Origin of the sequence: Streptomyces sp. H27-D2, assembly GCF_035828615.1 — a bacterium.
Classification (GTDB): domain Bacteria; phylum Actinomycetota; class Actinomycetes; order Streptomycetales; family Streptomycetaceae; genus Streptomyces.
This window is the reverse complement of record NZ_JAYMZR010000027.1, coordinates 51,895-74,206: the sequence shown is the minus strand read 5'-3', so window position 1 is coordinate 74,206 and position 22,312 is coordinate 51,895. Positions and strand designations below refer to the sequence as shown.

Here is a 22,312-nt window from a genome sequence, read left to right as displayed (position 1 = left end):
GCCGCGTACGAGGGACCGTCGGCGGAGCCCTCCGGCGCGTCCTCGGCGGCCCCGGCCGGCGGGCCGGCGCTCCCCGGCGCGGCGGCGAGCAGCAGCGCCGCCCGTCCAGCGTCCTGTTTGCGCAGCAGCCGCAGGGCGTTCGCCGCCGTCGCGGGGTCGGCGACCGCGACCGCGTCGGCCGCCGCGCCGAGTGCGGCGGCGACCGGGACCTCGAAGCCGGGTGCCACCGTCAGCAGTTCGGCGGCCGGGCCCAGCAGCCCGGTCAGCCGGTCGGCGGCGGCCAGCAGCGCGCCGGTGCCGTCCTTCCGGCGCAGCCCCAGGGCGAGGGCGTCGTGCCGGGCCGCGGTCGCGGCGCGGTCGCGTTCGAGACCGGTCACCTCCTCGCGGGCAGCGCTCAGCGCGCTCTCGGCCTCGGCGAGCCCGCGCTTGGCCCGCTCGTGCTCCTCGGCCAGCTCCGTGTCGCCCGCGTCGAGCCCCTCGACCTCGGCCTTGAGCTGCTCGTACTCCTGCCGCGCGCTGTCCGCGCGCCGCAGAGCCGCGTCGCGGGCGGCGGCCAGCCGGTCGATCTCCGCCTTCGCCGAACCGGCGCGGCCGTGCGCGGCGTTGACCTGGCCGTGCAGCCGGGCGAGCCCCTCGCGCCGGTCGGCGAGCGCGCGGGCGGCGTCCCTGAGCCGCCGCTCCTCCTGGGCCAGCAGCCGCTCCAGCTCGGCCCGGTGCTCGACGGTGTCGTCCAGCGCCCGCTGCGCGGCTTCGAGCGCCGCTGCCAGCTCGGCCTCCTGCTCCCGCACCCGGGCGGCCTCGCGCTCCATTTCCTCGGGGTCGCGGCCCCGCCGTTCCTCGGGCGGCGCGGTGGTGGCGTGCGTGACGCGGGCGTCGGCGAGGCCGACGGTGCCGCGCACCCGCTCCGCGAGCTGGGAGAGCTCGTACCAGGTCTGCTGGGCGCGCTGGAGGCGCGGCGCGAGCGTGCGCACCTGCTCCTCCAGCGCCGCCTCCCGCCGCTGGGCGGCGCGGAGTTCGGCCTCGGCCGATTCCTTGCGCTCCTTGAGGGCGGCCTCGTCGGCCGCCTCGGTGCGCAGCGCCGTGCGCGAGGTCACCAGGTCGTCGGCGAGCAGCCTCAGCCTGGCGTCGCGCAGGTCGGCCTGGATGACGTCGGCGCGGCGGGCCACCGCCGCCTGCCGGCCGAGCGGCTTGAGCTGACGGCGGAGTTCGTCGGTGAGGTCCTGCACCCGCGCGAGATTCGCCCGCATCGCGTCCAGCTTGCGCAGCGCCTTTTCCTTGCGCTTACGGTGCTTGAGGACGCCGGCGGCTTCTTCGATGAACGCGCGGCGGCCCATCGGGTCGGCGTGCAGTACGGAGTCGAGTTGGCCCTGCCCGACGATGACGTGCATCTCGCGGCCGATACCCGAATCGGAAAGCAGCTCCTGGATGTCGAGGAGCCGGCAGGTATCCCCGTTGAGCTGGTATTCGCTGCCCCCGTTGCGGAACATGATCCGCGTAATGGTGACTTCGGCGTAGTCGATGGGCAGCGCACCGTCGGAATTGTCGACGGTGAGGGAGACCTCGGCGCGGCCCAGCGGAGGGCGGCCGGTGGTCCCGGCGAAGATGACGTCTTCCATCTTTCCGCCGCGCAGCGACTTCGCACCCTGTTCGCCCATCACCCAGGACAGGGCGTCCACGACATTGGATTTTCCGGAACCGTTGGGACCGACGACGCAGGTGATACCGGGTTCAAAGCGGAGCGTCGTGGCGGACGCGAAGGATTTGAACCCGCGCAGGGTCAGGCTCTTGAGATGCACGCCGTCCGACTTTACCGGCCGGCTGCCGAACGGCGCCGTGCTTCCGCACGGACACCGGCGCGCCGCCGCTCCATTGACGCTCCAGGACCGGTCCGTACGCTTGACCCCTCGTGCCCATCCCGGCGCCCTTCGCGGGCCGGACACGGTTTGGGATCTGTACGCGCCGCCGCACGCTTTTCGGTTTCGCGAAGGAAGGTGCAGGGCACATCAGACGGTAAGGAAGATGCGGTACAGAAGAGGCAGAAGAACTGAACCGGAAACGACGAAGGGACGCCGAAGCGTCCCTTGAAGATTCTCAAAGCGGTTGTCGTTGCGATCGACCGACCTCTGGGGCTGAGGTCAGGTGAGCGCGGGCTCCGCCTGGGGAACGTCGATGCTGTCGAGCAACGAGTCACCGTGATGCGCGGCGGCCAGCATGTCGTTCTCGGCCTGGATCCGAATGAGCTCGGATTCGAGGTCGTGGACGCGCTGCTGAAGCCGTCGCATCTCGGAGAGTACTCGGGGGTCGGAGCCGCCGACGTAACCGAGAAGCGCCTTTGCCATGATGGATGGTCCTCCACACTGAGTGACCGACCGAAGCGGTATGGGTCGTGAGGGAATGGCACCCGCGATGTCTGTCATTACTGTTGTTCCCAAGGACAAACAGCTAAGGTGCGCGGGGCTTCCAGAGTCTCACCAAAAAGTTTGACGGTCAACACGATCACACCCCGTATCCTCGGGCGGCCCGAGAGAACGCGGCTGCGAAGCGCGGCGTCTTCTCTCCAGGGGGGCCCGCGGGGGCTTGGAGATCATCCTTATTGCGGCAGCCTTGCACGGCTCGGCCTTCTTGGCAAGCATCGGGCAGGCCCTGACCACAGCACATGCCCGGGGCAACCCGGGGTGGTTTTCCGACTTCCGGATCAGGTGTTCCGGTCAGCGGATCCCGAAGCCCTCATAGCCCCCGCGCGGAACATCCCAGATCTCGCTGACGCCGTCGACCTTGCCGGGCGTGTCTCCGGTCCGCAACCAGTCGAGCAGCTGCTCGCACTGCGCGCGCGGCCCTTCCGCCACGACTTGCACCCGGCCGTCGCCGAGGTTCGAGGCGAAGCCGACGAGGCCGCCCAGCCGCAGCGCCGTGGCGCGGGTGAACCAGCGGAACCCGACGCCTTGCACCCGGCCGCGGACCCAGGCGGTGAGCCGAACAGTTTCGTTCATGTGGGCACGCTATCCGGCCAATTGAACAGTGAGCACTTCGGCCCCTTGCGTGATGCCGTACAGTCGCCCGGCAGCGATACCACCCATACGAGTGACACATGTGACGCCGAGCAACTAAGGAAGTCCGTAGATGGGCCGCCATCGACGCTCTGCCCCCGAAACCACGGCAGTTCCGCCGGAGGCCGCAGCCGCCGGCCGGCACCGGGGCACGGTCCACCGCGCCGCCGTACGCCGCCGGGCCCCCGTCAGGACAGGACTGCTGGGCGTGTCCGCCGCGATGGCGATGGGCGCGGTGGCCGTCGCCTCCGGCCTGCTGCCGGGCAACGGCTATGACTTCGGCGGGAGCAATGGATCGGGTGAGCGGGTGCGGGCCGACGGCCTGCCGAGCGACCCGCGGCCTGCGGGCTCGCCGGCGATCACCCCCGCCGACCGCGCCCCGAACCCCCCGAGCCGCGGCGAACAGCGGAGCCCGGCGCCGTCCGGGGCCGCCACCCGAAGCCCGCTCGGACCCTCCAGCACGCCTTCTCCGCAAGGGCCTTCAGGCGCGGCGCGCGGCGGCGACCGGGTCCCCGACGCCCGGGACACCGGCCGGCCTGCCAAGCCCCCGGCCGCGCCCGGCGGAAAGCACCGGGCGGCCAAGAAGCCCCAGACGCCACAGAAGCCACAAACGCCGCGACCTCCGGCCAAGGAGTCGTCCGCCGAGGCCCAGGTGCTGTCACTCGTCAACCAGGAGCGCGCGAAAGCCGGCTGCCGACCGGTGACGGCTGATCGTCAACTCGCCGACCTGGCACAGGCGTTCAGCGAGGACATGGCCATCCGCGGCTTCTTCGACCACACCGACCCGGACGGCGCGAGCCCCTGGGACCGGGCCGACGAGCTGGGTCTCAAGCAGCTCGGCGGCGAGAACATCGCCCGCGGCCAGGCCGACGCCCGCAGCGTCATGGAGTCCTGGATGAACAGCTCGGGCCACCGGGCGAACATCCTCAACTGCGACTACAAGACGATGGGCGTCGGCGCGCACTTCGCCGAGGGCGGTCCCTGGTGGACGCAGGATTTCGGCTTCTGACACCGCACGCCAGTCAGTCCTGGTCATCAGTGCTGATCAGCGCCGGTCACTACTGGTCGGTACGGACGAGTACTGGCCGGTACTGACCCGTACCGGCCAGTACCGCACCGGTCACAGCACCCGCGGCGGCCGCTGACAGCGCGGGCAGAAGTAACTGGAACGGTTCATCCAGGGGCGGCGGCGCATCGGGGTGCCGCAGCGGCGGCAGGGCTCGTCCTCGCGGCCGTACGCGTCCAGGGAGCGCTCGAAGTAGCCGGATTCGCCGTTCACATTGACGTAGAGGCTGTCGAAGCTCGTGCCGCCGACGGCCAGCGCCGCGTTCATCACGCCGCGGACGTGTTCCAGCAGTTCGGCGCTGCGCGGGCGGGTCATGCTCACGGTGGGGCGCTCGTAGTGCAGCCGGGAGCGCCACAGCGCCTCGTCGGCGTAGATGTTGCCCACCCCGCTGATCAGCGACTGGTCGAGCAGCGCGCGCTTGACGGTCGTACGGCGGCGGCGCAGCGCGACGTGGAATGCCTCGTCGTCGAAGGCCGGGTCCAGCGGGTCGCGGGCGATGTGCGCGATCGGCAGCGGCAGCGCCTCCGCGTCGTCCGGGGCGTGGTCGTGGAGCGAGAGGCCGCCGAAGGTGCGCTGGTCGACGAAGCGCAGTTCGGTGCCGGCGGCGTCCGCGGGGCAGCCGTCGTCGGGGTCCTCGAAGCGGATGCGGACGCGCAGGTGCTTCTCGTCGGCGGCGTCCTGCGGCTGGACGAGGAGCTGACCGCTCATGCCGAGGTGGGCGAGCACGGAGCTGCCGGTGTCCTCGACCGGGAGCCAGAGGTATTTGCCGCGCCGGCGGGCGGCGCCGATGCGGCGGCCGACCAGCCGGGCCGCGAAGTCCTGCGGGCCTTCGAGATGGCGGCGGATCGCGCGCGGGTGCAGCACGCTGACGGCCGAAACGGTGCGGCCGGTGACCCACCGGTCCAGTCCGCGGCGGACGACCTCGACCTCGGGCAGTTCCGGCACGGTTCCCCTCCGGGGGTCGCAGTGTTCTTGGGACGGCTGAGCGGCTGATCAATAGCGGGATCGCGCGGCCCGCGCGGGCCGGAGACGGCTACGGGTAGGGCCCACCGGCTGACGCCGATGGGCCCGTACCGTTCGTTTCGCCGCGCACGTCCGGCCGCACCTGGGTGCGGTGTCAGTGCGAGGTGCTACCAGCGTCCCCGGGGGCCGCGGCGGGCTCGGGGTCCGCCGCTTCCACCTGGTCCGGCTCGGGGAAGGCGACGACTGCCGCACCCTCGGCCGGTTGCTGGATCGAACTCCAGGCGGACTCGGCCGCCTGTTGTTCGGCTTCCTTCTTGCTGCGGCCGGTGCCGGTGCCGTACGTGACACCACCGACGCGAGCTGCAGCCGTGAAGGTCTTCTCGTGGTCCGGGCCCATCTCGGTGACCAGGTATTCGGGAACACCCAGCCCCTCGGTCGCGGTCAGTTCCTGGAGACTGGTCTTCCAGTCCAGGCCCGCACCGAGATTCGAGGACTGCTCGATGAGCGGGTCGAACATCCGGTGCACGAACTCGGCGGCGGCTTCGAGGCCCTGGTCCATGTAGACCGCCCCGATCACCGCTTCCAAGGTGTCCGCGAGGATCGACGCCTTGTCCCGGCCGCCGGTGCCCTCTTCGCCCTTGCCCAGGCGGATGAAGGAACCGAGTTCGAGATCACGGCTGACCCCGGCGAGCGCACGTGAATTGACCACCGCGGCCCGGAGTTTGGCCAGCTGGCCCTCCGGGAGGTCCGGGTGGATGCGGTAGAGCGTGTCGGTGACCACCAGGCCGAGCACCGAATCCCCGAGGAATTCGAGACGCTCGTTGGTGGGCAGTCCGCCGTTCTCGTAGGCGAAGGAGCGGTGCGTCAGCGCACGCACCAGAAGGGCGGACTCGAGTCGATACCCGAGCCGCCCTTCCAGAAGCGTGTGGGACGAGGCCTTCTCCGCCTGCGCCGATTCACCCCCGCGCTTACGGGAGGGCGTAGTGGCGTCTGACATTGAGCCTGTCACCCGCCGATCAGACGTCGAGAACCTGACGACGGTTGTAGGTGCCGCAACTCGGGCACGCGATGTGCTGGAGCTTCGGTGCCTGGCAGCTCTCACACGACACCAGGTTGGGGACCGCAGCCTTCCACTGCGACCGGCGGTGGCGCGTGTTGCTGCGCGACATCTTCCGCTTCGGAACAGCCACGGCTACTTCTCCTGCTTCTCGTCGACGCCCGACTCGGCGCCGTGCACGTTGTCCTTCTCGCCGTCCTGAACGGTCCCGGCGAGTCCCTGCAGTGCCGCCCAACGAATGTCGACGGCGTCATGGTGGTGGTCCGGGTCGTCCGCGAGCCGTACTCCACAGGTGGAGCACAAGCCCGGACAGTCTTCCTGGCACACCGGCTGCAGCGGCAGTGCGAGCACTACCGCATCACGCAGTACGGGTTCGAGGTCGAACAAGTCGTCCTCTAGGAGGAACGTCTCTTCCTCCTCGTCGTCACCGGGCTCGGCCTGATGGCCGCGGCGATCGCCTTCGGGGTAGGAGAACATCTCCTGGAATTCCGCTACGAGCTCTCGCTGAAGCGGCTCCAGACACCTTACGCACTCGCCGGCGAGTGGTGCACGGGTGGTGCCCGTTACGAGCACACCTTCCATGACCGACTCGAGGCGGAGCTCGATCTCCACGGGCGCGCCCTCGGGCACCCCGATGACTTCGATACCGAGATCCTTGGGCGCCGCTACCGAGCGGGAGAGCCGCTTGAGCGCGCCAGGACGACGACCCAGCTCACGTGTCTCGAACACGAGCGGGGCATGCTGGTCCAGTCGGGCTTTCAGGGCTTCCTGCTTTCTACGTTCGGTACCGGCCGCTCGACGCTGAAGCGAAGTGGGCAGCCGAGATCGCGGACTTACACGCGACCGAACAGCCAGGATACTGGACGCTCCGCTGTACACCCAATCGGCGGCGGAAGAGCCGCCCGGCGCAGGTCAGCGGCCCTGTTCATACTGCCGCAGCTGCTCCAGGTCAATCATGCTCGTGTCGAAGAGGCTGGTCTCGTCGAGAGCGCCGCCGGGGTGCGGCTGCTGATGCTGCGGCTGCTGACCCTGCTGCGGCTGCTGCCCCTGAGTCAGCTGGTACTGCTGAGGCTGCTGCTGGGGCTGGGGCTGGCCGTGCTCGTCGTATCCCTGGTGCTGCTGCTGCGGCCAGCCGTAGGCGTCCTGCTGGGGCTGCTGCTGAGGCTGCTGGGGCTGTTGCTGCTGGTAGCCCTGCTGGGCCGCGTACGGGTCCTGCGGCTGCCCGTACTGCTGGTAGCCGTAGGCGTCCTGCTGCTGGTAGCCGGCGGCGGCGTAGTACGGATCCGCGGTCGCGGGGTCCATCGGGGGCTGCTGCGGCATCTCCTGATACTGCGGGAGCGGCTGCTGCTCGGGCATCGGGGCCGCCTGCGGCTGCTGCGGGAGCTGGGACGGCCGGTCCGGCTGCGGAGCCGCGAGGCCCGCCATGAAGTCGTCGTCGCTGGCGCCCTGCGCGTGCGACATGCCGTCCTGGGCCGCCATGTGCGCGCCGAGGCCGTCGTCGGGCTGCCGGCCGAGCAGCTTCTGGCGGCCACGGCCCACCGCGTCCAGCGTTTTGGTGAGAACGGCCTCGAAGGCGCCGATCTTGGCGTCCACGTATTCGTCCGCGAGCCGGCGCAGCGTCTCGGGGTCCGCGCTGCGCTCGGGGGCCTCTTCCTCGGCGTGCTCCGGCTGCTCCGCGCCGTAGGCCGGGGCTCCGGGATCGCGGCCGAGCAGCTTCTCGCGGCCGCGGTCGACGGAACCGATGGTCTTGGTGAGGACGACCTCGAAGTTGGCGAGCTTGCTGTCGACGTAGTCGTCGGCGTCGGCCCGGATCTCCTCGGCCTCCTGCCGGGCCTCCGACAGGATTCGGTCGGCTTCGTCCTGGGACTGCCGGGCGACCTCGGTGTCGGAGATCAGCGAGCCGCGCTGGGTGTGCGCCGTCTCGATGATCTGCTCGGCCTGCCTGCGGGCCTCCTCGACCATCTGCTCCCGGCCGCCGAGCAGCTCCTGCGCCTGGGCGAGCGATCCGGGGAGGGCGGCGCGCACCTCGTCGAGCATGGCGAGCAACTGCGCGCGATTGACCACGCAGGAGGCCGACATGGGCATGGACCGGGCGCTGCCGATGCTCTCGACGATCTCATCGAGCTTCTTCTGCACGTCCACCTTGGGTGCTCGCCACTCTCTTGAGGGATGGGAACGAACGGGACGACTGTACGGCCATCGTGCCCCGCTCCGGCACTGAATGACGGGCCGTCAGCCGCACCTCGCGGCTATTGCTGGGCGAGCCGTTCGGTGAGGGAGCCGAGGACCAGCTCGGGCACCAGGTGGGAGACGTCTCCGCCCCAGGTGGCGACCTCCTTGACCAGGCTGGAGGACAGGAAGCTGTAGACGGGGTTGGTGGGGACGAAGAGCGTCTCCACCCCGGACAGCCCGTTGTTCATCTGGGCCATCTGGAGCTCGTAGTCGAAGTCGCTGACGGCGCGCAGGCCCTTGACGATGGCGGGGATGTCGCGCTGCTTGCAGAAGTCGACGAGGAGGCCGTGGAAGGACTCGACCTCGACGTTGCCGTACTCGGCGGTGACCTGCCGGAGGAAGTCGATGCGCTCCTCGACGGTGAACAGACCCTGCTTGGAGTTGTTGATCATCACGGCGACGTGCACGACGTCGTACAGCTTGGAGGCGCGGGCGATGATGTCGAGATGTCCATTGGTGACGGGGTCGAACGACCCCGGACAGACGGCGCGGCGCAACAGTGGTTCCTCGCTCTCCGGTCCGGTCATGACTCGCTGCCGGACGTCTCGTCGGTGAGCGCCGGAGCGGCGCGACCGTACCAAAGCGTGGCTTCGCCGTAGCGGCGGGCCCGCAGTCCCTCGAACCCCTCCGGCCACGGGTACTCACCGCCCCTGGTGCTGCGCTCCACGGTGACCAGCGCATCGTCCGTGAGCCACCCTTGGGCGCGGAGTGTGAGCAGGATCTCCCGCGTCGCGTCATCGGTGACGGCGTAGGGCGGGTCGAGGAAGACGACGTCGTACGGACCGGTCGCCTCGCTCGGCGCGCGCCCGGCGGCGACCTGCTCCGCCTTGGCCGCACGGACCGAGGCGCCCGGCAGGCCGACGGCGCGGACGTTGTCCTTGAGGGTGCGCACGGCCGCGCTGTCGGACTCGACGAGCAGCACCCGCTCGGCGCCACGGGAGAGCGCCTCCAGGCCGATCGCGCCGGAGCCGGCGTACAGATCGAGCACCCGGATGCCCCGCAGCGAGCCGAGCAGCGACTCCCAGGTGGAGAAGAGGCCCTCGCGCGCCCGGTCGGAGGTCGGTCGGGTGCCGTCGCCCGGCGGTACGGCCAGGCGGCGTCCACCGGCTTCTCCGGCGATCACGCGGGTCATGGGTGGGGTCCTTTGCCGTGGGAGGGAGCGGCGGCCCCGCCAGGCCGCCTCTCCCCCACGATATGGCCTGCCCCGCAGGTCGGCGCAGCCGCCCGCCCGCCGCGGCCCGCCGGGCGGGCCGCGGCGGCCGATCAGCGCTCGACGGCCCCCTCGACCGCGCCGACCAGCGCGGGTGAGACGTAGCGGGACCAGGACAGGCAGCCGTCGGGCGGGCAGTATTCGGGCCGGCGCGGGTCGTGACCGAGTTCACGGAGCTTGGAGCGCACCGAGTCGGGGGTGCGGCCGAAGCGGGCGGATATCCGGGCGATCGTCTCGCCCTGGTGGAAGCGGTTGGCGAGGTCCTCCTCGTGCTGGGGGACCCAGGGGGCGCCGTGGCCGGGGAAGAGTTCGCGGAGCACGTCCCGGTCGGGGATCGGCTCGGCCACGTCGGCGACGAGCGCGAGGGCGCGCAGGGCGCGGTTGAGCGCGATGCGCAGCGGCGGCACTTCGGTGAGCGGCAGCGTCAGGGCGCCTGAGGCGAGCAGAGTCTCCGGGGAGTCCTCGTGCCAGCCGGTGAGGGTGAGGGTCACGGTGGAGTCGTCGTCGCTGGCGAGCTCGATCCGGAAGACCTTGTCGCCGAGCGGCAGTTCGTTGAGATGCCGGAATGCCATGAAGACAGCCCCCAATGATCCATACCAGCCGATCCCGGTGCGGATCGGCTCGGACTATGTCCATTCTCTCAGGGGGGTCTGACAATCGGCCCCCCTCAGAGCCCTGTCCCAGCACGGGATTCAGCCGCTTTCGGCTCGGGTTCCGGCTCGGGCTCCAGCGCGGGCTCCAGCGCGGTTCCGGACCGGTCCGACCTGGTTCCGACCTGGTTCCGACTCGCGCTCCGGCCTCGCTCGACGCCGGTCTCAGCCCTTGTCGAGGTACTGCTCGCGCTCCTCGTCCAGCAGGGCGTCCAACGCGGCGCGCAGTTCCGGGAATCCGGTCAGCGCGGGGTCGGCCGCGACGATCGCGGCGGCCTCCTCGCGGGCCGCCGCGATGACTTCCTCGTCGTCGATGACGGTGAGCATCCGCAGCGAGGAGCGGACGCCGGACTGGGCCTGGCCCAGCACATCGCCCTCGCGCCGCTGTTCGAGGTCGATCCGGGAGAGTGCGAAGCCGTCGAGGGTGCCGGCGACCGCGGCGAGCCGGGCCCGCGCGGGGCTCGCCTCGTGCATCTCGCTGACCAGCAGACAGAGCGCGGGGGCGGAGCCGCGGCCGACCCGGCCGCGGAGCTGGTGCAGCTGCGAGACGCCGAACCGGTCCGCGTCCATGATCACCATGACGGTGGCGTTGGGGACGTTCACGCCCACCTCGATGACCGTGGTGGCGACCAGCACGTCCACCTCGCCGGCTGTGTAGCGGCGCATCACGTCGTCCTTGGCGTCCGGCGCCATCCTGCCGTGCAGCACTTCCAGCCGCAGTCCGCTCAACTCGCCCTCGGCCAGTTGCTCGGCGATGTCCAGGACCGCGAGCGGCGGCCGGCGCTCGGCCTCATCCTCGGCCCCCGCCGACTTGTTCGTACGCTCCGCCGGTTCGTCGCCGATGCGCGGGCAGACCACGTACGTCTGGTGCCCGGCCTGCGCCTCCTCGCGGACCCGCTCCCAGGCGCGCGCCAGGAAGTGCGGCTTGTCCTTGGCGGGCACCACATGGCTGGAGATGGGCGAGCGCCCGGCCGGCAACTCGTCGAGGACCGAGATCTCCAGGTCGCCGAAGACCGTCATGGCGACGGTGCGCGGGATGGGCGTCGCGGTCATCACCAGCAGGTGCGGGAGGCGCTCGGCCTTGGCGCGCAGGGCGTCGCGCTGCTCGACGCCGAAGCGGTGCTGTTCGTCGACGACGACCAGGCCCAGGTCGTGGAAGCGGACCTTGTCCTCGATCAGCGCGTGAGTGCCGATCACGATCCCGGCGTCGCCGCTGACCAGGTCGAGCAGCGCCTTGCGGCGGGCGGGCACGCCCATCGAGCCGGTCAGCAGCACCACTTTGGTGGAGTGCTCGGCGCCGCCGAGCGTGCCGCCCTCGGCGAGGTCGCCCATCATCTCGGTGATCGAGCGGTGATGCTGCTGGGCGAGCACCTCGGTCGGCGCGAGCATCGCCGCCTGGCCTCCCGCGTCCACGACGCCGAGCATCGCGCGCAGCGCCACCATCGTCTTGCCCGAGCCGACTTCACCCTGGAGCAGCCGGTGCATCGGGTGGTCGGTCGCGAGGTCGTCGAAGATCTCCGCGGAGACCTTTCGCTGCCCGTCGGTGAGCGTGAACGGCAGCCTGGCGTCGAAGGCGGCGAGCAGACCGTCGGCGGAGGGTTTGCGCGCCGCGGCCGGGAGTTGGCCGTCCGCGAAGCGGCGGCGGGCCAGCGCGACCTGGAGGACGAACGCCTCGTCCCACTTCAGGCGGTCCCTCGCGTCGGCGATGTCGGCCTTGGTCTGCGGCCGGTGGACCTTGAGGAGCGCCTCGGGGAGCGAGCCCAGCCCGCGGCTCACGCGCAGCGCGCTCGGCAGCGGGTCCGCGACCTCTTCCCAGCCGCTCGCCTCCATGGTGTCCAGCAGGGCGCCGACGGACTTGGCGAGCTGCCAGGACGCGATCTGCTTGCAGGCGGGGTAGAGCGGCAGCAGTTGGTTGGCGAAGGACTCGACCGCTCCGGTGCCCGTGGCGTCCTCGGCGGCGGTCTTGTCCAGCATTTCGTAGTCGGGGTGGGCGAGCTGCCGGGTGTGGTTGAAGACGGAGACCTTGCCCGCGAACATCCCGCGCCGGCCCGGCAGCAGCTCCCGCTGGTGGTGATGGGCGCCCCGGCCGAAGAAGACCAGGGTCAGCGAGCCGCTGCCGTCGGTGACGACCACCTCCAGGCGCATGCCCTTGCCGTGGTTGAAGGTCTTCATCGAGGCTTTGGAGACCTGGGCGACGACCGTGACGTGTTCGTCGAGCGGCAGGTCGGCGAGCGCGGTCAGCTCGCCGCGCTCGGCGTACCGCCGGGGGTAGTGATGCAGCAGATCGCCGACCGTGTGCAGGTCCAGGTGCTCGGCGAGCACCTTTGCGGTGTTGCCGCCGAGCGTCTTCTTGAGGGGTTCATCCAGCGCGGGCACGCGGTCCATTGCACACCATCGGTGTGACATCCCCTCGAACCGACGCCTGGCAGCCGCCCTCCGGGACACCGGGGCATCGCCGGAGGGGGCTGCCGGAGGGGGCTATTCGACGCCGATGAGCAGCGGCGCGCTCTGCTGCCCGCCCCGGTAGACGACGGTGTCCACGGCGAGGTGCACCTCGCGTACGTGCGCTTCGAGCCGCGCCGCGAGGTCGTCGGGGGCGTCCGCGCCGATGACCAGGGTGACCATCTCGCCGCCGGCCGCGAGCATCCGGTCCAGGACGGTCACCGCGGTCCCGGCCAGCTCCGAGCCGATGACCGCCACGTCGCCGTCGATCAGCCCGAGCACGTCCCCGGCCTGGCAGATCCCCGCCATGGTCCAGGACCGGTGCTCGGCGACGGCGAGTTCGGCGTAGCGGGTGGCGCCGGCCGCGGAGGTCATCGCGACGACGTCCTCGTCGAACCGGCGGCCGGGTTCGTGCACGGCCAGCGCCGCGATGCCCTGCACCGCGGACCGGGTCGGGATGAGGGCGACCCGTACGCCCTCGGTACGGGCCTGCTCGGCGGCGGCGGCCGCGGTGTGCCGCAGGGCCGGGTCGTTGGGCAGCAGCACCACCTCGCGGGCGTGCGCCCGCCGGATCGCCTCGACCAGCTCGCCGCTCGCGGGCGGCTCCCCGGGGCGTACGGAGACCACCCGCGCGCCCGCTTCCGTGCAGAGCGCGGCGAGCCCGTCGCCCGGCAGGACCGCGACGATGGCGCGGGGCGCGCGCTCCCCGCGCGGGCCGGACGCGGCGGCGCGCCTGCTGTCCGCCGTCCCGTGGGGTTCGCCGGCGGCGCTCGCGAGGTGCGTGACGCGGATGCGGTAGGGGCGGCCCGCCTCGATGCCCGCTTCCACGGCCGCGCCCGCGTCGTCGACGTGCACATGGACATTCCAGAGCCCGTCGCCGCCGACGACGACGAGGGAGTCGCCCAGGCCGTCGAGACGGGCCCGCAGCCGCGCGACGGCGGCGTCCCCGGCCTCCAGCAGGTAGATCACCTCGAACGCGGGGCCCTGCTCCCGCTCGGTCGGGCCGGACGCGTCGTCCGCCGGGCAGCCGTCGACGGCCGCGTCCTCGGAAGAACCCGTGGCGTTCTGGGTGGAACCCGCGGCGAGGTGCGGCGAGGTCCCCTCGGCCCTGCCCCGGCGGGTACGGCCGGACGCGGCCCGGCACAGTTGCCTCGGGGCCACGCCGGACAGTGCCTCGGCGAGCGCGCCCAGGACGGCGACCAGGCCGTAACCGCCCGCGTCCACGACGCCAGCGCGGCCGAGCACCGCGAGTTGCCCGGGGGTCGCGTCCAGCGCGACGCACGCCCCCTCGTACGCGGCGTGCGCTACCGCTCCGCACTCCCCCGCGGACTTCTCGCCCGCCGCCGCGGCAGCCGCCGCGACCGTCAGGACGGTGCCTTCGACGGGGTGCGCGACGGCTTCGAAGGCGGACTCGGCCGCTGTCCGCAGCGCCTTGCGCAGCAGCTCGGCCTCGGCGGCGGCAGCGCCGTCCCAAGCAGCGCCACCTGAGGCCGAGCCGTCCGAAGCGGAGTCGCCTGGGCCAGAACCCTCCGAAGCGCTCCCGTCCGAAGCTGTGCCGCCGCCCGGCGGGCTCCCCGCCGCCAGTACCTCCGCCATGCCCCGCAGCAATTGCGCCAGGATCGTGCCGGAGTTGCCCCGGGCTCCGATCAGGGCGCCGTGCGCCATCGCGCGCATCGCGTCCGCCAGGGTCGGCAGGTCCGGTGCGGCGAGGCCGGAACCGGAGGCGGCGAGGCCGTCGAAGGCCGCGTCCACGGCCTGGGTCGCGGACTCGACGGTCAGATAGAGGTTGGTTCCGGTGTCCCCGTCCGCGACCGGGTAGACGTTGATCGCGTCGATCTCCTCGCGGGCCTGTCCCAGCGCTTCCAGGGCCAGCCCGCACCAGGTGCGCACCGCGGTGGCGTCAAGTGTCTGCGGCACCCGGGTCCTCCTTTGCAGCGGTGATGTCCGGAAGGGTAGTCGCGGTGACGGGAGGCGCTCCGGGATGCCGGCTGCGCGGAGTGCCGGCGCGCGCTGATAGCCTGTGGCTCTGCCCCAGGGCAGCGGTCAGGGCTTGGCCGTCGCGAGATTCTGACGAGTCGAGCGAGAAGACCCCTCGTCCGCGAGAGGGTGCGGCCATCGCAGTTTCTTGTATGGGAGCGGCCGTTGTATGCTGCTCCGGTTGCCCGATGAAAATCGGGCTATTCTCCCTGGCAGTGCCGGACAGCATTGATTACCGACATGCCAGGTTTCACTGTAGGAACATCTGAAGTCTTTGGAGTGACCCGTGGCTGCCAACTGCGACGTTTGCGCTAAGGGGCCGGGCTTCGGCAACAACATTTCGCACTCGCACCGCCGTACCCGCCGTCGTTGGAACCCCAACATTCAGACGGTGCGTGCTGTGGTCGGTCGGACGCCGAAGCGGCTCAACGTCTGCACCTCGTGCATCAAGGCCGGCAAGGTCGCGCGCTGACGTTCCCCGTCGTAGCGCAGCCCCGCCGGTTGCCTTGAAAAGCCGGTCCACCTCGGTGGACCGGCTTTTTTGCATGCCCGCAGCCGGGCTGCGCGGCGGGTAGCCCGCCCCCAGTGGCCTGTGCGGGCCCCATGAGCCTCACAAGCCCCAGATGGCCGCTGCCCGCTACGAGCGCCACCGCCATCCGTGGTCCACGGGCCCCAGCCCGCCGCCGAGCGGGAAGCCCGCCGCGATAGCGCCCGTCACATAGCTCTTGGCCTCGGCGACGGCCTCCGGGACCGGCAGCCCCTTGGCGAGATACGAGGCGATGGCGCTGGCCAGCGTGCAGCCGGTGCCGTGGGTGTGCCGGTTGTCGTGCCGCACCGCGCGCAGCCAGTGCTCCTCGGCGCCGTCCGTGAGCAGGTCCACGGCGTCTCCTTCGAGGTGGCCGCCCTTGATCAGCGCCCAGCGCGGCCCGTAGCCGAGCAGCGCGTCCGCCGCCCGCCGCATATCGGCCTCGCCCCGTACCCGTACCCCGGTGAGTCGCAGCACCTCGTCGAGGTTGGGGGTGGCGACGGTCGCGGCCGGCAGCAGTTTGGCGCGGACCGAGTCGAGCGCCTCGGCCGCGAGCAGCGAATCGCCGTGCTTGGAGACGCCGACCGGGTCGACGACGACGGGGGCGTCGGTCCCCGCGAGCAGTTCCGCGACCGTCTCGACGAGTTCGGCCGAGGCCAGCATGCCGGTCTTGACCGCCTGGACGCCGATGTCGTCCACGACGCTGCGGTACTGGGCCCGCACGGCTTCGGCGGGCAGTTCCCACGCCCCCTGCACGCCCAGCGAGTTCTGCGCGGTCACCGCGGTGAGCACGCTCATGCCGTGCACGCCGAGCGCGAGCATCGTCTTCAGGTCGGCCTGGACGCCGGCACCGCCGCCGGAGTCGGACCCGGCGACGGTGAGCACACGTACAGCGCGTACCGGCCGTGCCGGCGGTGATATCTGCGTAGCCATACCCGCGAATGTACTGGTCGCTACTGGTCGCTACCGTTCTCTACTGCTCGCTACTGATCTCTACTCGTCATCGGACTGGTCCCCGAAGTGGTCCCAGCCGCCGGCCTTGTCCCAGGGCGCGCCGTCCACCGTCACCTGCGGCAGCGCCGACGGGTTGACCACCTCGCCGATCACCCGCCAGCGCGCCGGCAGCTTCACGTCCGAGGGGAAGGTCGCCACTATCGCGTGGTCCTCGCCGCCGGTCAGCACCCACTGGAGCGGGTCGACGCCGACCGCCTGGCCGATGTCGTGCATCTGGGTGGGGACGTCGATGGACGCCGACCGCAGATTGATCCGGACCTTGCTGGCCTCGGCGATGTGCCCGAGGTCGGCGATGAGTCCGTCGCTGACATCGGTCATCGCGGTCGCGCCGAGCCCGGCCGCCGCGGGGCCCGCGTGGTACGGGGGCTCCGGGCGGCGGTGCGCCTCGACGAAGGCCCGCGGCGAGCGGAAGCCGCGGGAGAGCACCGCGTGCCCGGCAGCGGACCAGCCGAGCCAGCCCGTCACCGCGACGACGTCGCCCGGCTGGGCTCCGGAGCGGGTGACCGGCTCGTGGTTGCGCAGGTCGCCCAGGGCCGTGATGGCGACGGTGATCGTCTCACCGCGCACCACGTCGCCGCCGACCACGGCCGCGCCCGCCACCTGGCACTCGTCGCGGATGCCGTCCATCAGCTCCGTCGGCCAGGTGACCGGGAGTTCGGCGGGCACCACCAGGCCCAGCAGCAGGGCCGTCGGGACGGCGCCCATGGCCGCGATGTCGGCGAGGTTCTGCGCCGCGGCCTTGCGGCCCACGTCGTAGGCCGTCGACCAGTCGCGCCGGAAGTGCCGTCCCTCCAGCAGGATGTCGGTACTCGCCACGACCCGCCGGTCCGGCGCGGCGACCACCGCGGCGTCGTCACCCGGCCCCAGCCGTACGGCCGGGGTGGTGGTAAGCCGGGACGTCAGCTCTCTGATGAGCCCGAACTCCCCCAACTCGCCCACGGTGCCTTTCACTGAGCTCCTCCTCGCAGGGTTGGTTCACACACTTCGCAGTTGTGCTCCGCGGCCCGACTCGCCGCGCGCGCCGCGCGGGTCTCCCCGCACCGTGCGGTGACGCGGTACCGTGGCGTCTCTTCTTTCCACATGATCCTCGTCGCCGCCCTGGAGGTTCCGTGGTACAGGCGTACATCCTGATCCAGACCGAGGTCGGCAAAGCGTCGACCGTGGCCGAACTCATCGCCAAGATTCCTGGGGTGATTCAGGCCGAGGACGTAACCGGTCCGTACGACGTCATCGTGCGCGCCCAAGCGGACACGGTTGATGACCTGGGCCGCATGGTGGTCGCCAAAGTCCAGCGAGTGGACGGCATCACCCGCACCCTGACCTGCCCGGTCGTCCATATCTAGCTCCCCCGTATGCTCGGCCGGTGACTTTTGAACCTCACCGGCCGTTCCGCTGCCTGCCCGTCGTCGCCGTGCTGTTCGCCGCCATCGGCTGCTCATCGACCGACGACGCGGCGGGGCCGACGGTTCCCACGCCGTCGGCGCGGGCCGCCGGATTCTGCCGGGCGTTGCACAAGGAGCTGCCCAAGTCCGTGGACGGGCTGAAGCGGCGTACCGCCGATCCCGTCTCGGACTTCACCGCGATATGGGGCGATCCCGCCGTGCGACTGCGCTGCGGGATGCCGCGGCCCGGCGTTCTCACTCCGGGGAACGAACATTACAACGCCGACGTGGACGGGGCTGAAGTGAACGGCGTCGGATGGGTCCTGGAGAAGCGGCCCGACGGCTACCGCTTCACCACCACGCTGCGCAAGACCTACGTCGAGGTGACGGTTCCCGGGAAGTACGCCCCCGAGATCGATGTGTTGACCGACCTCGCGGCCGCCGTCAAGAAGACCGTCCCGTTCGGCCTCTGACGGTCCGGACCCCGGCTTCCCAGGGCCCGGACCGACGCGCTCGGGCCTCAGCGCAGGCCCGTCGGGCGACGCAGCGCCGCCTGGACGAGCCGGTCCACCAGCTCCGGGTACTCGACGCCGGACTCCTGCCACATCCGCGGGTACATCGAGATGGGCGTGAAGCCGGGCATCGTGTTGATCTCGTTGATGACAAACTCCCCGCTGTCCAGCAGGAAGAAGTCCGCGCGGACCAGGCCCTCGCAGGACACCGCGTCGAAGGCGAGCACCGCCAGCGCCTGGACCTCGGCGGTCTGCTCGGCGGTGAGCGGCGCGGGCACCAGGCCGGTCGCCGAGTCGATGTACTTCGCCTCGAAGTCGTAGAAGTCATGGGCGGTGACCGGCGGGATCTCGGCGGGCACGCTCGCGCGCGGACCGTCCTCGAACTCCAGCACACCGCACTCGATCTCGCGGCCGCGCAGCAGTGACTCGACGAGGATCTTCGGGTCGTGCCGCCGGGCCTCGGCCACTGCCTCGTCCAGGCCATCGAGGCCGTCGACCTTGGTGATGCCCATGGACGAGCCACCGCGGGCGGGCTTCACGAAGACCGGCCAGCCGTGGTCGCCGGCGAAGTCCACGATCCGCTTGCGGGCCGCGGCCGGGTCCCGGTCCCACTCGCGGGGCCGGATCACCTCGTACGGGCCGACCGGCAGCCCGAAGGAGATGAACACCCGCTTCATGTACTCCTTGTCCTGGCCGACGGCCGACGCGAGCACGCCCGCGCCGACGTAGGGCACCCCGGACAGCTCCAGCATCCCCTGCAGGGTGCCGTCCTCGCCGTACGGGCCGTGCAGCACCGGGAAGACGACGTCGACCTCGCCCAGCGCCTTGGGCACCGCGCCGGGCTCGGTGTAGACGACCTCGCGGTTGCCCGGGTCGACCGACAGCACCACGCCGCCGTCCGCCGAGTCGGTGAGTTCCAGGACGTTCGGCAGTTCGCGGTCCGCGATGGCCATCCGTTCGGGATCGTCCGCGGTCAGCGCCCAACGGCCGTCCGTCGTGATGCCGATCGGCAGCACGTCGTACTTCGTCCGGTCGATCGCGCGCAGCACGGCGCCCGCGGTCAGTACGGAGATGGCGTGTTCGGAACTGCGGCCGCCGAAGACGACGGCCACCCGCGGCTTGCGCCCGCCGCCGACGGAATCGGCCCCTCCGGGTCGGGAGGGGACAGGGCTCTGGGAGGAGGTCTGGCTGCTCATCGCGTTGAGGTTACCCTGCGGTTCGCTTGCGGGTCGGCGGCGTTCCGGTCCGAACGGAGTCGGATGAGGGAAGTCAGTGCCGCTCGGGCTTGGCGCTGCGCGACATGAGTTCCTTGAGCGCGACGAGCGGCGGCTTGCCCCCGTGGACGATGTCCACGACCGTCTCGGTCAGCGGCATGTCGACGTCGTGCCGGCGGCCCAGATCGAGCACGGACTCGCAGGACTTGACGCCCTCCGCGGTCTGCTTGGTGACCGCGATGGTCTCCTGGAGCGTCATGCCGCGGCCCAGGTTGGTGCCGAAGGTGTGGTTGCGGGACAGCGGCGAGGAGCAGGTGGCGACCAGGTCGCCCATCCCCGCGAGTCCGGCGAAGGTGTGCGCGTCCGCGCCCATCGCCAGGCCGAGCCGGGTGGTCTCGGCCAGGCCGCGGGTGATGAGCGAGGCCTTGGTGTTGTCGCCCAGGCCCATCCCGTCGGCGATGCCGACCGCCAGCGCGATCACGTTCTTCACCGCGCCGCCCAGCTCGCAGCCGACCACGTCGGTGTTGGTGTACGGGCGGAAGTACGGGGTGTGGCAGGCCGCCTGCAGCGCTCGCGCGACCGATTCGTCGCGGCAGGCGACGACGGCGGCGGCGGGCTGCCGGGCTGCGATCTCCTTGGCCAGGTTGGGGCCCGTGAGCACCGCGACCCGCTCCGGCGGGGCCTTGGCGACCTCGCCGATGACCTCGCTCATCCGCTTGGCGGTACCGAGTTCGACGCCCTTCATGAGGCTCACGAGCACCGTGTCGGCGGGCAGCAGCGGCGCCCACACCGCGAGATTGCCGCGCAGCGTCTGGGACGGCACGGCGAGCACGGTGAAGTCGGCGCCGCGCGCCGCCTCGGCCGGGTCGGTGGTGGCGCGCACCGAGGACGGCAGCTCGACGCCGGGCAGGTAGTCCGGGTTGGTGTGCCCGGTGTTGATGGCGTCGACGAGCTCGGCCCGGCGGCCCCAGAGGGTCACCTCGCAGCCGGCGTCGGCGAGCACCATCGCGAAGGCGGTCCCCCAGGAACCGGTGCCGTAGACGGCGCAGCGCGTCACGTGTTCTCCCCTTGATCCAGCTTGTCCAGCCGCTCCGACTGTCGTGCCGCCTTCTCGCGCTGCTCGGCGCGGGCCTTGCGGTGGTCGTACGGCTCGGCGGGGGCCGGCTCCTCGCGCAGTTCGGCGAGGAGTTCGGTGATCGCGGCCATGATGGTGTCGGTGGCCCCGCGCAGCACTTCGGCGGTCGGGTCGCGCCCGTAGTACTGGGAGAGGTCGACCGGCGGGCCGGCGAGCACCTTCAGCGTCTTGCGCGGGAAGAGCCGCAGCTTCTTGTCCGTCGCGTAGGGCGGCATCGCCTCGTTGGCGCCCCACTGGGCGACCGGGATCACCGGCGCCTGGGTGACCAGCGCGACCCGCGCCGCACCGGTCTTGCCCTGCATCGGCCACTGGTCGGGGTCGCGGGTGAGGGTGCCCTCGGGATAAAAGGCGACGCACTCGCCGCGCTCGATCGCGTCGATGGCGGCCCGGAATGCGCCGACCGCGTCCGTGGACTCGCGGTAGACCGGAATCTGGCCGGTGCCGCGCAGCATCATGCCGATGAAAGGCGTGTCGAAGAGGCCCGCTTTGGCGAGCAGTCGCGGCACCCGTCCGCTGTTGTACTGAAAGTGCGAGTAGGACAGCGGATCGAGATACGAGTTGTGGTTGACCGCGGTGATAAATCCGCCATCGGTCGGAATGTTCTCCATTCCCCGCCAGTCCCGCTTGAACAGAACCACGAGCGGTGGCTTTGCGATGACCGCGGCCAAGCGGTACCAGAAGCCGATTCTGTGGCGGGGCACTCGGACATCCTCCTCATTGGGCTTGTCTGCCGCAGCCGGTCCGTCTGTCGGGCAGCCGCACAAGTGTCGCCCCAGGTCCCCGGTCTGTCGAGAACACCGTACGCCCAGCGAAAAGCGACGCCCCACGGGCAACCGGGGGCTGCGAGTGACAATGGTGCCCATCGAGGAGACGGAGCGTTCGTGGCGTGGACCCTGGTGGTACCGCTGAAGCCGTTGGCGCGGGCCAAGAGCAGGCTGGCCGCGGCGACGGGCGAGCTGCTGCGCCCCGGTCTCGCCCTGGCGTTCGCCCAGGACACCGTGGCCGCGGCGCTGGCCTGCCCTTCGGTGGCGGGTGTGGTGGTCGTCACGGACGATCAGCTCGCCGGGGCCGAACTGTCGGCGCTCGGCGCCCGCGTCGTGCCGGACGCCCCCGGCGCGGGGCTGAACGCCGCGCTCGCGCACGGCGCGCTCTGCGTACGGGCGCTGCGGCCGGCGGCGGCCGTGGCGGCGCTCAACGCCGATCTGCCCGCCCTGCGGCCGGCGGAACTGGCGCGGGCGCTCGACGCGGCGGCGGCTCACCCCCGCGCGTTCCTCGCCGACGCGGCGGGAATCGGCACCACCCTGCTGGCCGCCGCCCCCGGCGTGGCCCCCGCGCCCGCCTTCGGCGGCCCCTCCCGCGACCGGCACCGCGCCTCCGGAGCCCGTGAGATCACGCTGAACGGCGTCGACTCCGTACGGCGGGACGTGGACACCGGCGAGGACCTGCGGGCGGCGCTGGCGCTGGGAGTGGGGCCGCGGACGGCGGCTGTGGCGGCGGGCATGCTGATCGCGGACCGGTAGTTCCTCGACCGGCGATGTTTGCCCCGTGAGGCAAAACTTGCCGGGAGGGGCACTCACGGCGGGCGGGAAGCGGCTGCCCGCCGGAGCGGGCCGACTACTCTTCTCGCCATGCAGGCGACCTCTTTCACCTATGACCCCGCGACCCGCTCCGGCAGCGTGCTGCTGGACGACGGCACCCCGCTGCCCTTCGGCACGGCAGCGTTCGACGCGGGCGGCCTGCGGCTGCTGCGCCCCGGTCAGCGGGTGCGGATCGAGGTGACGGGCGAGGGTGCGGAGCGCCGCGTCGACTTCATTACGCTCCAGACGTTCTGAATCCCGGTCCGGACGTTCGGGATGCCGGTCCCGGTGCTCTGAGAACGCCGACC

General features: G+C 71.5%; 24 protein-coding genes. 6 read left to right on the top strand and 18 right to left on the bottom strand.

Features of this window, described 5'->3' with window-relative positions:
* From QMK28_RS13520 to QMK28_RS13510, 3 genes are all read right to left on the bottom strand, one after another.
* A partial coding sequence (locus tag QMK28_RS13520; protein WP_326437472.1) for a chromosome segregation SMC family protein occupies positions 1-1,796 on the bottom strand: 1,796 nt, incomplete at its 3' end.
* 339 nt (positions 1,797-2,135) lie between these two features.
* Positions 2,136-2,339, bottom strand: coding sequence for a hypothetical protein (locus QMK28_RS13515; protein ID WP_326437470.1), 204 nt, complete (start codon positions 2,337-2,339; stop codon positions 2,136-2,138).
* 369 nt (positions 2,340-2,708) lie between these two features.
* A complete protein-coding gene (locus tag QMK28_RS13510; protein WP_326437468.1) occupies positions 2,709-2,990 on the bottom strand; it encodes an acylphosphatase in 282 nt (93 codons plus the stop codon).
* Between the two features lie 130 nt (positions 2,991-3,120).
* On the opposite strand from QMK28_RS13510, the gene QMK28_RS13505 reads away from it, so the two are divergent.
* On the top strand, positions 3,121-4,056 hold the full coding sequence (locus tag QMK28_RS13505; RefSeq protein ID WP_326437466.1) for a CAP domain-containing protein: 936 nt from the start codon (positions 3,121-3,123) through the stop codon (positions 4,054-4,056).
* Between the two features lie 111 nt (positions 4,057-4,167).
* Here the strand turns inward: QMK28_RS13505 and mutM are convergent, their stop codons facing one another.
* The 10 genes from mutM to QMK28_RS13455 form a co-directional block, all read right to left on the bottom strand.
* Positions 4,168-5,058, bottom strand: a complete 891-nt coding sequence (gene mutM / locus QMK28_RS13500; protein ID WP_326437464.1) for a bifunctional DNA-formamidopyrimidine glycosylase/DNA-(apurinic or apyrimidinic site) lyase — start codon at positions 5,056-5,058, stop codon at positions 4,168-4,170.
* A gap of 172 nt (positions 5,059-5,230) precedes the next feature.
* A complete protein-coding gene (rnc, locus tag QMK28_RS13495) occupies positions 5,231-6,073 on the bottom strand; it encodes a ribonuclease III (protein WP_326437462.1) in 843 nt (280 codons plus the stop codon).
* A 19-nt stretch (positions 6,074-6,092) separates the two neighbouring features.
* Entirely contained in the window at positions 6,093-6,266 is a 174-nt protein-coding gene (gene rpmF / locus QMK28_RS13490) for a 50S ribosomal protein L32 (protein ID WP_326437460.1), read from the bottom strand.
* A 2-nt stretch (positions 6,267-6,268) separates the two neighbouring features.
* Positions 6,269-6,895, bottom strand: a complete 627-nt coding sequence (locus tag QMK28_RS13485) for a YceD family protein (protein WP_326437482.1) — start codon at positions 6,893-6,895, stop codon at positions 6,269-6,271.
* Positions 6,896-7,045: 150 nt separating this feature from the next.
* Entirely contained in the window at positions 7,046-8,275 is a 1,230-nt protein-coding gene (locus QMK28_RS13480) for an ATP synthase F0 subunit B (RefSeq protein WP_326437458.1), read from the bottom strand.
* Positions 8,276-8,382: 107 nt separating this feature from the next.
* Positions 8,383-8,892, bottom strand: coding sequence for a pantetheine-phosphate adenylyltransferase (coaD, locus tag QMK28_RS13475; RefSeq protein WP_326437456.1), 510 nt, complete (start codon positions 8,890-8,892; stop codon positions 8,383-8,385).
* On the bottom strand, positions 8,889-9,497 hold the full coding sequence (gene rsmD / locus QMK28_RS13470) for a 16S rRNA (guanine(966)-N(2))-methyltransferase RsmD (protein ID WP_326437454.1): 609 nt from the start codon (positions 9,495-9,497) through the stop codon (positions 8,889-8,891). Before rsmD ends, coaD begins: the two co-directional genes overlap by 4 nt.
* 131 nt (positions 9,498-9,628) lie before the next feature.
* A complete protein-coding gene (locus QMK28_RS13465; RefSeq protein WP_326437453.1) occupies positions 9,629-10,147 on the bottom strand; it encodes a hypothetical protein in 519 nt (172 codons plus the stop codon).
* 243 nt (positions 10,148-10,390) lie between these two features.
* Positions 10,391-12,610 (bottom strand): ATP-dependent DNA helicase RecG, encoded by a 2,220-nt coding sequence (gene recG, locus QMK28_RS13460; protein WP_326437451.1) that lies wholly within the window; start codon positions 12,608-12,610, stop codon positions 10,391-10,393.
* Positions 12,611-12,703: 93 nt separating this feature from the next.
* Positions 12,704-14,584, bottom strand: a complete 1,881-nt coding sequence (locus QMK28_RS13455) for a DAK2 domain-containing protein (RefSeq protein ID WP_326437449.1) — start codon at positions 14,582-14,584, stop codon at positions 12,704-12,706.
* Positions 14,585-14,930: 346 nt separating this feature from the next.
* On the opposite strand from QMK28_RS13455, the gene rpmB reads away from it, so the two are divergent.
* On the top strand, positions 14,931-15,116 hold the full coding sequence (gene rpmB, locus QMK28_RS13450) for a 50S ribosomal protein L28 (protein ID WP_326437447.1): 186 nt from the start codon (positions 14,931-14,933) through the stop codon (positions 15,114-15,116).
* A 165-nt stretch (positions 15,117-15,281) separates the two neighbouring features.
* Here rpmB and thiD read toward each other — a convergent pair whose 3' ends face one another.
* Both thiD and QMK28_RS13440 read right to left on the bottom strand, forming a co-directional pair.
* Complete coding sequence (gene thiD / locus QMK28_RS13445) at positions 15,282-16,103, bottom strand: bifunctional hydroxymethylpyrimidine kinase/phosphomethylpyrimidine kinase (RefSeq protein ID WP_326437445.1); 822 nt, start codon at positions 16,101-16,103, stop codon at positions 15,282-15,284.
* Positions 16,104-16,163: 60 nt separating this feature from the next.
* Complete coding sequence (locus QMK28_RS13440) at positions 16,164-17,135, bottom strand: thiamine-phosphate kinase (RefSeq protein ID WP_326437443.1); 972 nt, start codon at positions 17,133-17,135, stop codon at positions 16,164-16,166.
* A 158-nt stretch (positions 17,136-17,293) separates the two neighbouring features.
* On the opposite strand from QMK28_RS13440, the gene QMK28_RS13435 reads away from it, so the two are divergent.
* Both QMK28_RS13435 and QMK28_RS13430 read left to right on the top strand, forming a co-directional pair.
* Complete coding sequence (locus QMK28_RS13435; RefSeq protein WP_326437441.1) at positions 17,294-17,527, top strand: Lrp/AsnC family transcriptional regulator; 234 nt, start codon at positions 17,294-17,296, stop codon at positions 17,525-17,527.
* 20 nt (positions 17,528-17,547) lie between these two features.
* Entirely contained in the window at positions 17,548-18,039 is a 492-nt protein-coding gene (locus QMK28_RS13430) for a DUF3515 domain-containing protein (RefSeq protein WP_326437439.1), read from the top strand.
* Between the two features lie 47 nt (positions 18,040-18,086).
* On the opposite strand, the gene QMK28_RS13425 is transcribed toward QMK28_RS13430, so the two are convergent.
* The 3 genes from QMK28_RS13425 to QMK28_RS13415 all read right to left on the bottom strand — a co-directional run bounded on the left by QMK28_RS13425 (position 18,087) and on the right by QMK28_RS13415 (position 21,128).
* Entirely contained in the window at positions 18,087-19,274 is a 1,188-nt protein-coding gene (locus QMK28_RS13425; protein ID WP_326437437.1) for a D-alanine--D-alanine ligase family protein, read from the bottom strand.
* Between the two features lie 73 nt (positions 19,275-19,347).
* Positions 19,348-20,349 carry an NAD(P)H-dependent glycerol-3-phosphate dehydrogenase gene (locus QMK28_RS13420; RefSeq protein WP_326437435.1) on the bottom strand — a complete coding sequence of 334 codons (1,002 nt, stop codon included), beginning with the start codon at positions 20,347-20,349 and terminating at the stop codon, positions 19,348-19,350.
* Positions 20,346-21,128, bottom strand: coding sequence for a lysophospholipid acyltransferase family protein (locus QMK28_RS13415; protein ID WP_326437433.1), 783 nt, complete (start codon positions 21,126-21,128; stop codon positions 20,346-20,348). Before QMK28_RS13415 ends, QMK28_RS13420 begins: the two co-directional genes overlap by 4 nt.
* A gap of 180 nt (positions 21,129-21,308) precedes the next feature.
* Between QMK28_RS13415 and cofC the strand changes: the two genes are divergently transcribed.
* A complete protein-coding gene (cofC, locus tag QMK28_RS13410) occupies positions 21,309-21,947 on the top strand; it encodes a 2-phospho-L-lactate guanylyltransferase (RefSeq protein ID WP_326437431.1) in 639 nt (212 codons plus the stop codon).
* A 108-nt stretch (positions 21,948-22,055) separates the two neighbouring features.
* Complete coding sequence (locus QMK28_RS13405) at positions 22,056-22,259, top strand: hypothetical protein (protein ID WP_326437429.1); 204 nt, start codon at positions 22,056-22,058, stop codon at positions 22,257-22,259.
* Positions 22,260-22,312: the final 53 nt, after the last annotated feature.

Excerpts from the sequence above, each read along its gene's own strand:
- recG (WP_326437451.1), bottom strand. The coding sequence starts at position 12,610 with ATGGACCGCGTGCCCGCGCTGGATGAACCCCTCAAGAAGACGCTCGGC.
- rnc (WP_326437462.1), bottom strand. The coding sequence starts at position 6,073 with ATGTCAGACGCCACTACGCCCTCCCGTAAGCGCGGGGGTGAATCGGCG.
- thiD (WP_326437445.1), bottom strand. The coding sequence starts at position 16,103 with ATGGCTACGCAGATATCACCGCCGGCACGGCCGGTACGCGCTGTACGT.
- QMK28_RS13510 (WP_326437468.1), bottom strand. The coding sequence starts at position 2,990 with ATGAACGAAACTGTTCGGCTCACCGCCTGGGTCCGCGGCCGGGTGCAA.
- QMK28_RS13505 (WP_326437466.1), top strand. The coding sequence starts at position 3,121 with ATGGGCCGCCATCGACGCTCTGCCCCCGAAACCACGGCAGTTCCGCCG.
- rsmD (WP_326437454.1), bottom strand. The coding sequence starts at position 9,497 with ATGACCCGCGTGATCGCCGGAGAAGCCGGTGGACGCCGCCTGGCCGTA.
- QMK28_RS13425 (WP_326437437.1), bottom strand. The coding sequence starts at position 19,274 with ATGAGCAGCCAGACCTCCTCCCAGAGCCCTGTCCCCTCCCGACCCGGA.
- coaD (WP_326437456.1), bottom strand. The coding sequence starts at position 8,892 with ATGACCGGACCGGAGAGCGAGGAACCACTGTTGCGCCGCGCCGTCTGT.
- QMK28_RS13465 (WP_326437453.1), bottom strand. The coding sequence starts at position 10,147 with ATGGCATTCCGGCATCTCAACGAACTGCCGCTCGGCGACAAGGTCTTC.
- QMK28_RS13515 (WP_326437470.1), bottom strand. The coding sequence starts at position 2,339 with ATGGCAAAGGCGCTTCTCGGTTACGTCGGCGGCTCCGACCCCCGAGTA.
- QMK28_RS13405 (WP_326437429.1), top strand. The coding sequence starts at position 22,056 with ATGCAGGCGACCTCTTTCACCTATGACCCCGCGACCCGCTCCGGCAGC.